This is a genomic window from Pseudoalteromonas sp. 5Ae-yellow, assembly GCF_014077565.1.
Classification (GTDB): Bacteria; Pseudomonadota; Gammaproteobacteria; order Enterobacterales; family Alteromonadaceae; genus Pseudoalteromonas.
This window is the reverse complement of sequence record NZ_JACGWD010000102.1, coordinates 1-10,720: the sequence shown is the minus strand read 5'-3', so window position 1 is coordinate 10,720 and position 10,720 is coordinate 1. Positions and strand designations below refer to the sequence as shown.

The 10,720-nt window shown below is 40.9% G+C and carries 7 protein-coding genes and 7 tRNA genes; 3 read left to right on the top strand and 11 right to left on the bottom strand.

Translation table 11 applies throughout. From position 1 onward, the window contains the following. Positions 1 to 161: 161 nt before the first annotated feature. The 9 genes from H4J63_RS18670 to dnaQ all read right to left on the bottom strand — a co-directional run bounded on the left by H4J63_RS18670 (position 162) and on the right by dnaQ (position 3,119). Positions 162 to 238: transfer RNA gene (locus H4J63_RS18670), tRNA-Asp, on the bottom strand. Between the two features lie 54 nt (positions 239 to 292). Then, positions 293 to 369: transfer RNA gene (locus H4J63_RS18665), tRNA-Asp, on the bottom strand. Between the two features lie 37 nt (positions 370 to 406). Next, positions 407 to 483: transfer RNA gene (locus H4J63_RS18660), tRNA-Asp, on the bottom strand. A 38-nt stretch (positions 484 to 521) separates the two neighbouring features. Further along, positions 522 to 598 (bottom strand) — tRNA-Asp (locus tag H4J63_RS18655). A 31-nt stretch (positions 599 to 629) separates the two neighbouring features. After that, positions 630 to 706 (bottom strand) — tRNA-Asp (locus tag H4J63_RS18650). 41 nt (positions 707 to 747) lie between these two features. Next, a tRNA-Asp gene (locus H4J63_RS18645) sits at positions 748 to 824 on the bottom strand. Positions 825 to 851: 27 nt separating this feature from the next. Continuing rightward, positions 852 to 928: transfer RNA gene (locus H4J63_RS18640), tRNA-Asp, on the bottom strand. 97 nt (positions 929 to 1,025) lie between these two features. Then, positions 1,026 to 2,396 carry a TIGR03503 family protein gene (locus H4J63_RS18635; protein WP_170071928.1) on the bottom strand — a complete coding sequence of 457 codons (1,371 nt, stop codon included), beginning with the start codon at positions 2,394 to 2,396 and terminating at the stop codon, positions 1,026 to 1,028. 9 nt (positions 2,397 to 2,405) lie between these two features. Further along, positions 2,406 to 3,119, bottom strand: coding sequence for a DNA polymerase III subunit epsilon (dnaQ, locus tag H4J63_RS18630; RefSeq protein ID WP_076924405.1), 714 nt, complete (start codon positions 3,117 to 3,119; stop codon positions 2,406 to 2,408). Positions 3,120 to 3,187: 68 nt separating this feature from the next. Between dnaQ and rnhA the strand changes: the two genes are divergently transcribed. Further along, positions 3,188 to 3,652 (top strand): ribonuclease HI, encoded by a 465-nt coding sequence (gene rnhA, locus H4J63_RS18625; RefSeq protein ID WP_170071927.1) that lies wholly within the window; start codon positions 3,188 to 3,190, stop codon positions 3,650 to 3,652. A gap of 153 nt (positions 3,653 to 3,805) precedes the next feature. Here rnhA and H4J63_RS18620 read toward each other — a convergent pair whose 3' ends face one another. Further along, positions 3,806 to 4,591 (bottom strand): class I SAM-dependent methyltransferase, encoded by a 786-nt coding sequence (locus H4J63_RS18620; protein WP_024599756.1) that lies wholly within the window; start codon positions 4,589 to 4,591, stop codon positions 3,806 to 3,808. A gap of 53 nt (positions 4,592 to 4,644) precedes the next feature. Between H4J63_RS18620 and gloB the strand changes: the two genes are divergently transcribed. Both gloB and H4J63_RS18610 read left to right on the top strand, forming a co-directional pair. Further along, positions 4,645 to 5,418: a hydroxyacylglutathione hydrolase gene (gloB, locus tag H4J63_RS18615; protein ID WP_182197940.1), complete on the top strand. Its 774-nt coding sequence runs from the start codon at positions 4,645 to 4,647 to the stop codon at positions 5,416 to 5,418. A 156-nt stretch (positions 5,419 to 5,574) separates the two neighbouring features. Beyond that, positions 5,575 to 7,155, top strand: a complete 1,581-nt coding sequence (locus H4J63_RS18610) for a LysM peptidoglycan-binding domain-containing protein (protein WP_182197938.1) — start codon at positions 5,575 to 5,577, stop codon at positions 7,153 to 7,155. Positions 7,156 to 7,268: 113 nt separating this feature from the next. Here H4J63_RS18610 and H4J63_RS18605 read toward each other — a convergent pair whose 3' ends face one another. Next, the gene (locus tag H4J63_RS18605; protein ID WP_182197936.1) at positions 7,269 to 10,301 is read right to left on the bottom strand and encodes a TonB-dependent receptor; all 3,033 of its coding nucleotides are present in this window, start codon (positions 10,299 to 10,301) and stop codon (positions 7,269 to 7,271) included. Between the last annotated feature and the right edge of the window lie 419 nt (positions 10,302 to 10,720).

The following is a 10,720-nucleotide window of genomic DNA, read 5'->3' as shown; positions in this document are numbered from 1 at the left end:
TGAGTGTTTTGAGTGTTTTGAGTGTTTTGAGTGTTTTGAGTGTTTTGAGTGTTTTGAGTGTTTTGAGTGTTTTGAGTGTTTTGAGTGTTTTGAGTGTTTTGAGTGTTTTGAGTGTTTTGAGTGTTTTTCGAGCATAAACTTGTCATTTAGGAAATAACAAGTGGCGGAGTGGACGGGACTCGAACCCGCGACCCCCGGCGTGACAGGCCGGTATTCTAACCAACTGAACTACCACTCCGCAGTGGTATGTGCATGGGGTAATGCACTTACTAATTTTAATCATGATATCAAATGGCGGAGTGGACGGGACTCGAACCCGCGACCCCCGGCGTGACAGGCCGGTATTCTAACCAACTGAACTACCACTCCGCAGAGATATCATTATACTTGTTATTACTTAATTTGTTGGCGGAGTGGACGGGACTCGAACCCGCGACCCCCGGCGTGACAGGCCGGTATTCTAACCAACTGAACTACCACTCCAGCATACAAATTTTGTAATATAACATTGTTTAAATAGTTGGCGGAGTGGACGGGACTCGAACCCGCGACCCCCGGCGTGACAGGCCGGTATTCTAACCAACTGAACTACCACTCCAGCGCATATTTAAACTGTTATTTTTTCTTATTGGCGGAGTGGACGGGACTCGAACCCGCGACCCCCGGCGTGACAGGCCGGTATTCTAACCAACTGAACTACCACTCCATAATAAGAATATGTTTTACAACCATAAGTTGTGTAAGTGTTGGCGGAGTGGACGGGACTCGAACCCGCGACCCCCGGCGTGACAGGCCGGTATTCTAACCAACTGAACTACCACTCCAGCTTTTACTTACAAATTTTACGAAAATGGCGGAGTGGACGGGACTCGAACCCGCGACCCCCGGCGTGACAGGCCGGTATTCTAACCAACTGAACTACCACTCCATATTTTCGTTGCTGTTTAGGTCTCCCTGACAGCGGCGTGAATAATACGAACCAACCCCTATTTCGTCAAGGGCTTTTTTGTTTTTTTATAGGTTTTTTAGTCATCTGTCATCGAAAGGTTTAAAATTTCACCTGATCTGTCATTTTTTGAGCCATTTTTACCGACTTGATTTTTTTCTGTGTCGGCAACATCACCTTCACTTGTTTTCTTTTTCTTTAAAAAAGGCAGCTTCACTTTAAATTTAATCGGTTTTTTCTGAACAAATATACGAATTAACAACCAACCGAGTAATAAAATAAGCGTATTGCAGCCTACAATTAAACTAATAATTGTAGATGTGGCCATTTTTTCTTCAACGGGTTCATTCTCAATCATTTCATCTGGGGTAATAATCGTTGCAGGATCAATTTCGGGCACCGCTTCTATAGGTCGTTCTATCTCAAATTTGTACGTTGGTAGCGTTGCCATAAATTCGCGGCCATTAATATTAGTCCCAAAAACTGACAGCTCAACGCTATATCTACCCCAATCATAATTTTTAACACTAAGTTGTCGTGAATCTTTAGCAGCAGCATCTATGGTAAACATTTGCTCTTCGTTATTGGGATAGTAGATTTTTCCCTGGATGATGACTGTTTCTGGCTTAACAATACTTGGGTCTATATTTATAGTTAACAGATGCTCGTCTGTATCTTGCTCTGCTAACGCGACTTCGGTTACAAAAGGCGGCTCGTGCACTTCTATTGTATTTTGCACGATGCGTCGCTGCAGCAGTGGTGTTGCCACGTAAAGTTCTGGAGTCCATTCACCCGCAGGGAAATCTAAAGTAAACTCGCCCGTAAATACACCATCTTTAGGGCGCTCATCAAATCCACGTCCATCGTCTTTAAATTCAGCGACTTCTTGAATGCCTGCGCCAAAGTTAGCAAAGTTTTCATTGTTAGTACTTACAAAGTCGACATTAAGGCTCACAACATCTCTAAATAGGTTTGTATTAATTGGCTCACCGTCATTTAGTATTTTGCCAGTGATTTTTATTGTCTCCCCTCTAAACAACATTGAAGGAAGAGGCTCTGCCTCAAGAGATATCTCGCCTAATACGACTATTCGGCTGTCGGGCAAAATACTGCCTATGACTTGCCAAGGACCTGCCATAGGTTTTTTTATGGTTACTAAATCGTAGCTGAGTTCGTCAAACCAATCTAAGTTAGGGTTTTTAACAGAGTCAGCAGCAAAGTACTTACTGCCATCGGGCCTCACTAAAATAACAGCAGGTGCACCTGATTTTCTAAAAAAAAGCAGTGTTATTTCATCTATTTTGCTATCTATGCGAAAACGATTATCAAGTAAAGGGATCTCATTTTGATGCCCATCGCGCTTGAGCACTTCTACTTGTTTTACGCCATATGCATTGCCAGTAAATAAAGTAGCTGCACATAACGCTGTTACAAAATACATCGTTTTCATTAAATCGCCTTATTCAGCGCGCCAGATACATTGGCCGCCTTCTTTATTTACAAGATCCAATCGTGCCTCGTGTGCGCTTTGCTCAGCGTCACTTGCTCGCAGAACAACTAATGGGGCTCTATCACTATTTAAACGCTTTATACCGCCCTTCTGTTGCTCGCTGCCGTCATCTTTGTTTTGATTCAAATTCAACTTTGTTTGACCGCCCGTCATGGCAAGGTAAACATCGGCTAAAATCTCAGAATCCAGTAGCGCGCCGTGAAGCGTTCGTTTACCGTTATCTACATCGTAACGACGACATAATGCATCAAGGTTGTTCTTTTGACCTGGATGCAAGTCACGCGCCATTTTAAGCGTGTCGAGAACTTGACAAAAAGTATCTGTTTTAGGATAACCCTGATTAAGCAACGCAAATTCGTTATCCATGTGGCCAATATCGAACGGCGCGTTATGAATAACTAACTCAGCCCCTTCAATATAGTCGAAAAACTCTTGGGCAATTTGATGAAACAACGGTTTATCACGTAAAAATTCGTTAGTGATACCGTGAACGTCTATCGCTTCTTCTTCACTTGGCCGTTGTGGATTTATATAAACGTGAAAGTTATTGCCTGTTAAACGGCGATTTACTAACTCCACACACCCAATTTCTATAATACGGTGCCCTTGTTTAGGGTCTATGCCGGTGGTTTCTGTATCTAAAACTATTTGTCTACGTGCCATATCGAATTTAGCCTGATTCTGGTATCTTTCTATAATCACTTTATTGTACATAAGATCAAGGTAAAACAGTGCAAAAAACCGTAGAGATTTACACCGATGGCTCATGTTTAGGTAATCCAGGCCCGGGCGGTTATGGTATTTTTATGATTTATAACGGCCACGAAAAAGAAATGAGCCAAGGTTATAAACTCACAACAAATAACCGAATGGAAATGCTCGCGGCTATTGTAGCCCTAGAATCACTCACTCGAGAATGCGAAGTAAATCTAACAACCGATAGCCAATATGTTAAGCAAGGTATTGAATCGTGGATCACTAACTGGAAAAAACGTGGCTGGTTAACATCAGCTAAAAAGCCGGTTAAAAACGTCGATTTATGGAAACGCCTAGATAAAACCTGTAGCGAGCACAATGTAACCTGGAAATGGGTTAAAGGGCATAGCGGCCATAAGTACAACGAAATAGTTGACGATTTGGCGCGCGATGCAGCTGGCAGCAAAGATTTACTAGAAGATGTAGGCTACCAGCCTTAATTAGCTGTTGTTATACCAATTTTATTAAAACATGTTCATTCTATCGCATTAAATAACTCACTAACTGCGTTAAAAATGATTCATATAGAACAACTATATGTCACAATTTTCGCCTTGTTAATGTGCTATTTTCTTAGCGCTATAATAGATCACTTATTTAATGCAATTGGTATTATTTTCTTGGTCGCACGTTTTGTAATGCTGCTTAGAGGTTTGTCTAAGCCCAGCCCCTTTTACTGGTGCAAACTGCGGCCTAGCATGCCACTTAGGTTTTATTGGCGTAAGTGGCGCAACTCTTTTTCGTGCCACCAGCATATAAACACTGCCCATTGGTTTTAAATACTGTTTTGCAAAAGTACGCCAAAACTCAAACCTTGATAGCCTATTACCTCTTGCCAGTGATGAATAAATAAAACGTTCATCACTTACAATTTCAAAACCAAGTAAGTTTAGCCAATCTTTAACCCGTGCGGGTGTAAAAAAGCGCCCTGTCCACGGTAATTTCTGACCACTAAAAGGCAACATTTGTGCAAGTCCGCACAAACTAAATGGATTAAAGCCAGTCACTACTATATAACCACCCGGAATAAGCGTGCGATGTGCTTCTCGTAAAATGTGATGTGGGTCTGAATGATACTCTAAGCAATGGCTTAGTATGCAGGCATCAATACTGTGCTCGTAAAATGGTAATTCGTCTATGTCAGCGACTACCCCGGTGTAAGGCCCAGGCTCTGCAACACACACTTGGTGTTTAATCGTACTTATACTTGTGTTTAATTCGCCACTTAAATTACCTAGCTTAAGCATATGATAGCCAAACATACGCGGCAGCCACTGCTCCATCTTACGTTCAATATCTGCACGCAAATAATCCCCATGAGGAAACTGCTGCCACGACAGTGGTTTGGGTCCTTCTTGAAAACTAAGGGCTGGTTTCATTTTTTGAGCTCGTTATACTATGCGATAAGTGTCACTTTATAGAGCAATTTACCATGGTGCAAGTCAAAGCAATTAAAGCCTTTTCTGATAATTACATTTGGTGTTTAACTACCGATAACAGTAACCAAGCATGGGTAGTCGATCCTGGCCAAGCACAGAGCGTATTAGCGTATCTAGCTGAGCACGAACTTACGCTTGGTGGGATTTTAATTACGCATCATCACTACGACCACACTGATGGCGTAGCTGCATTAGTTGGCGCCTATCCAAATATATCGGTTTATGGCCCCGCGAATAGTCCATTTAAAGGCATTACTCACTCACTTACTGATGCTCAAAGCATTAGCGTACTTAATATTAACTTTAATATTTTAGCGACGCCTGGGCATACACTTGATCATATTTGCTATACAAATGATGAACTTGCTTTTACAGGCGATACATTGTTTAGCGGTGGATGTGGGCGATTATTTGAAGGCACACCAAAGCAAATGTGGGAATCGTTTAATAAACTAAGAGAGCTGCCTGCAAGCTGTAGTGTGTATTGCACACACGAATACACGCAAGCTAATCTTGCCTTTGCCAAAGCGGTTGAACCTCGCAACCCAGAACTCCTTGCGTACAGTAAAAAAGTAGATGAATTACGCAGTAATAACCAAATTTCCCTACCAACTTCTATTGGACAGGAGCTAAAAATAAATCCATTTATGCGTAGCGATTTGCCAACCATTACAGAGTTAGTGCCAGGAAAATTCATCTCGGTTACAAAAAACAATGAACCTTGGGGAAACTTTGCTAGTCTGAGACAGTTCAAAGACAATTTTTAATGCACAAACTAATACTTTAATATTTATTTTATTAGAATCATTAACTTAATGATATAGTGATGATTCTATTTCTGCGTTTTAAAAAGTCATTAAGTGGCAATGTTAACTCATAACAGGTAGTATTCGCCGAGTTTTTTACCCGATGTATTGGTATTTATGAATAAATCTCCCCTATTAGTAGCCTTGGCGTTAGCGCTAAGTGGTTGTCAAACTGTAGCAACTCTAGACTCAGACTCTCAAGTCGCCACGCAAGCAAACCAACAACTCGAAGGCGCAAGTCCTAACGACATTAACAATGCATTGATGGTAAACGCACAATATCAGCAAGTTGACCCTGATGAGCAAGAAGCTCCCGTATTTGATGATGTATGGGAGCGAATTCGCTACCAACTTTCTATCGAAATACCGCAAAACCGCCCTGTTGTTACTGAACGTAATTATTACGCTCGCCACCAAGCCTATTTAGATCGTATTTCTAAACGTGCAGAACCTTACTTACACTTTATAGTTGAGGAAGTAGAAAAGCGCGAAATGCCAATCGAAATTGCACTACTTCCTATTGTAGAAAGCGCATTTGACCCATTTGGATACTCTAATCGTAGCGCATCGGGCATTTGGCAGTTTATGCCTGCAACCGGTGAGCGATTCGATTTAAAACAAAACTGGTGGTACGACGGTCGTCGCGACATAGTGCAGTCGACTCGCGCAGCACTTGACTACTTATCGTATTTACATAAAACACTTGAAGGCGATTGGCTTAACGCGATTGCTGCTTACAACTCAGGTGAAGGGCGCTTGATGCGCGCGATTAAAAAGAATCGTAAAAAGCATTTACCTACCGATTTTTGGTCTCTTGATTTACCTAGCGAAACAACAGCCTACGTACCAAAGTTATTAGCACTTGCCGATTTATTAAAACGCTCAGATGATTTTAATGTTACATGGCAACCAGTAATTAATGCACAAGTGGTTGAAGTGGTTGATGTTGGCTCGCAAATAGATTTAGCGCTTGCTGCTGATATGGCTGATATGACGCTTACTGAGCTATACAGATTAAACCCTGGTTTTAACCGCTGGGCAACTGATCCTAATGGCCCACATTCTTTATTACTGCCAGTAGATAAAGCAGAGCAATTTAGCCAAAAACTAGCAAACACTGATGTTAAAAACAGATTACGCTGGCAACGTTATATTGTGGCTCGAGGCGACAGCTTATCAGTAATTGCCAAAAAGTTTACAACGAGCTCAAGTGCAATCCGATCGCTTAATAAACTCAAATCAAATACGATTAAAGTAGGCCAAGAATTATTAGTCCCGCTTACTGATGGCGCTATAAATAGCGAGCATTTACCAAAGCAGATGCGCTTAGCTGCTAATAAAGCAACTCGCACAAAGCTTTCGCACACAGTTAAAAGTGGCGACACGTTATGGGACATTAGCCGCGAATATGACGTAACTATGGATGAGTTGGCTAAATGGAATAAGCTAAAGAAAAACTCTGTACTACACCTAAATCAAAAACTTACTGTGTATAAGTCAGCTAATAAACCACAAGCAACGGCAAGTACCAACCGTACTATTACATACAAAGTACGCCGTGGTGACTCACTTGCACGTATTGCGTCTAAGTTTAATCTAAGCGTTAACGAAATTATTAAGTGGAATAACTTAGCCGGTCAAAAATACTTACAACCTGGCCAAAAGCTAAAGCTTAAAGTAGATGTCAGAAGTAGTTAATACCAATTTTATTAAAAAACATAATCACCCTATCGCATAAAATAGATTCCAAATAGCTCACTTATTTAATGCAATTGGTATAATTCACTACTTAATACACACTAAAACAACAGTCACAGCTTGTAGCTTAAACCTAAGAATAAGCGTGGGCCGTAGTCATTCACCTCACCAAGGTTACCTTCAACAAAGAAATCTTGTGATTTAGGTGCGCTGAACAAATTAATTACTTCTGCTTTAACTCTGAAGTGCTCATCGATTTTGTATGATGCGCGCATTTCCCACACACCTACGCCATCAACATAACGAAGTCGAGTACCATTTGTAGTATATGGTTGGAAATACTCACTACGATATTTGTAAATAACAGCAGTATCAAATCCACCAATTTGGTAGTACAGCTGGCTGCTAAATACATGCTTTGAGAAACCAGGTACTGAAGCCGACTCAATAATACCGTCAGTTAACTGTGTAGTATTACCATCTACGTCAGTCTCAAACGTATCGCCGTATAAGCTATCTTGGAACTCAAAATCAGTGTCTGCATAGTTGTAACCAAATTTCATACCGATGCCATTATCCCAGCGGTAAGAAAATGAAGCTTCAAGACCTAGTATTTCACTGTCATCGTCTGACGTAACAGAGTTAGTAATTGGTAATGAAACAGTTTCACCGGCAACAGTAAAATCTTCAATTACTGTTTGTTGTTGAAAGCCACCGTTGAACTGTTTGTAGTATAAGCTTAACGCTAAGATTGAATCTTCGTTAGGGTACCATTCAAATGCAGCATCGTAGTTCCACGACATAAGCGGTTGAGTATCTGGGTTACCAGAACCATTTACACCCACTAATAAATCGCTAATTGAAGTTGCTGTACCTTCTGTATCTTCTTGGAATGTACGGCTGTAACCTAAATCAGATGGATCTGCGCGTGACATACCACGGTATATACCAGCTCGGAATAAAATATCTTCACTGTAATCAATAACTAGGTTAAAACTTGGTAAATACTTCGTGTAGTCACCACCGCTTTTTATTTTATCCAATGGACCATTATCAGATTCAACCAGAGAAAGTACACCTGTGCCGCTTGTTACTACGTCAAAGCTATTTCTAAAACCAATCGAAGTTACTTCTGTGTCTACAATACGAAGACCAAAGTTACCGCGAATGAATTTGCCAAACATTTCAGTATCGTAGTTAGCCATTAAGTACACTGATGTTGTTTTTTCTGTTACATCAATTGTACCCGTATTTTCATATTCAACTTCTGGGTAAGCAAACACACCATCAACGTTAGAACCAGCTACAGCTTGTGAGAAACATACGTTGTCGTATGTAGCCCATGATGAACCTGTGCCGCTAGCTACAACGTTACCGTCGCTATCAACATTTGTTACGATATCGCCATCAGATACACTCGATAAAAAGCCTGATTCAGGGAAATCGATTTGACAACCTTGTAATACGTCAAGCGCTTCAGTACCAGAGTCTAGTGTAAATTCGTTTCTTGAACCGTTACCTTGGCCACCACCATACTGTAGGAAGGTCATTTCAGATGTTCTAATACCACCTTGAACACTGGTAAAAACATTGCCATCTAGCGCATAGTCAAAATCTAGTCGCGCTGAGATAACTTCGTTTTCACGAACATTTTCACGATCAAGTCGTGTTCTTAGGCTATCTGTAAAGTTTGAAATATCTGTTACGTCAAAGTCTGTTAATGTGAAATGAGGGATTTCATCGCCCATATCCCAAGAAAAGAAAGTTTGGCTTGAGGTTCTACCACGGTTAGATATTTGAAGTTCTTCGCGTTCTGTTTTTGAGTACGCTAAATCTAAATCAACAGTTAGTCTATCAGTAACTGTATGTTCTATATTTATGCCATAACCTTGGTAGTTTTCTTCACGAGAAAATTGCTCACCCGCTGATTCAATGCGCTCTTCACCTTCCCAATGTAAAATACCGCCTACATCGTTAGTGACAAGTGTTGGTCCGGTTACACCAGGTGTTGCTCGTTTTTGTAAAAAGATTAAATCGTGGCGTGCTTCTTTTTGTGTTCTATCTGATATTTGTGCATCAAAGTTAACATCCCAATCAGCTGACGGCTGGTACTGCAGTGCAAAAAACATTGCATCACGCTCATCTGATGTTTCGTTTTGGCGGTAACTACGGCTACTGCCAGTCCAAGCATACGGAGTACCATCACTTACTGCTTTGCCCGTTTCAGGATCAATTTCTGTATCGTAACCTTGGTTGCTACTGCCACTAACTTGGTCTTCACAGTCGCCTGCGCTGCTACGGTAAAAACCTTCATTAGTATTATTTGGATCGTTTAAACAGGCCCATAATGAAGAACCTGATGGGCTAGAGCTTCTGTATTCAGCTTCTGGTTGGCTAATATCTTGGCGCTGTACACCAAAAGACACACCAACGGCTTGGCCGTTATCAAATTCAAACTGGTCAACATAACTAAACGTGCCACGGTAACCAGCGTCACTTTGAAGTGAGTTATCTACATTACCTTCATCAGGGTTGTAGTTTAATTTAACCTCTGCAGATACACGTTGTTTGCCAAAATCAAGTGGAGTTATAGTTTCAAGTGCAATAACACCTGCAACACCACCTTCAATCATTGAGGCATCTTGCGTTTTATATATCGCTACTTTTTTTACAAGTTCAGAAGGAAACTGCGAAAAGTTAACTGAGCGGTCACCACTACCATTAGTCGCTTCACGACCATTAATGTGTGTTGCGCTTAAAAATGGACCAAGTCCACGGATAGTTATTTCAGTTGCACCACCATTTTCACGGTGAGATGCAGCGCCTGTAATTGACTCAAGTGCTTCACCAATAGACAGTGCTGGTAAATCACCAATGTCTTCTGATGACAAGCCATCAACTACCGTTGTTGCTTCACGTTTAATTGCTATTTGGTCCTGTATTGTTCTACGAGTACCTGTAACACTAATTATTTCAACGTCTTCTTCAACTTCTGTCGCTTTTCCCTGATCTTCTTGTGCGCTTGCTGTAAATACGCAAGAACTTGCCATACCTGCGATGACCGCTGTTCTTACCCATTTTGCAACTGGGCGCATTGCAAACTGCCCTGTTGTAGAATTATTGCTATCTCGTGACTTCAACGACATTTGAATTCTCCGCTGGTTGTTGTTGTGTGATTTTAGTGTGTTAGCTTGTTATGCTTATGTATATTTTATGTGTCCTTTGACTTTAATATACTCAAACGCAGTCATATGATCAACCAATTTAGCGCTTTAATATTACCATAAGGTATACCAATTTTTACATAACGGCATTACCAGCAGGTCAGGCAGGTTTTTTACTAGAATATAAACACCTCTAAGCTAGTCCATAAATGAGTTATGTAGGCTAAATTAAAGTGTGGTGAAAAGTATAAACAATAAAAAAGCCCCAAATTTGGTAATGCCGATCAGTTAAGGTTAATTGATCGGTTGACCGATCTAAATGATCGTGAATAATCCGTAATTAGTTTCGCTAATTACGGTTTTTTTATGGATATTCAAACAGCTCTTTCAACCACCTTCTC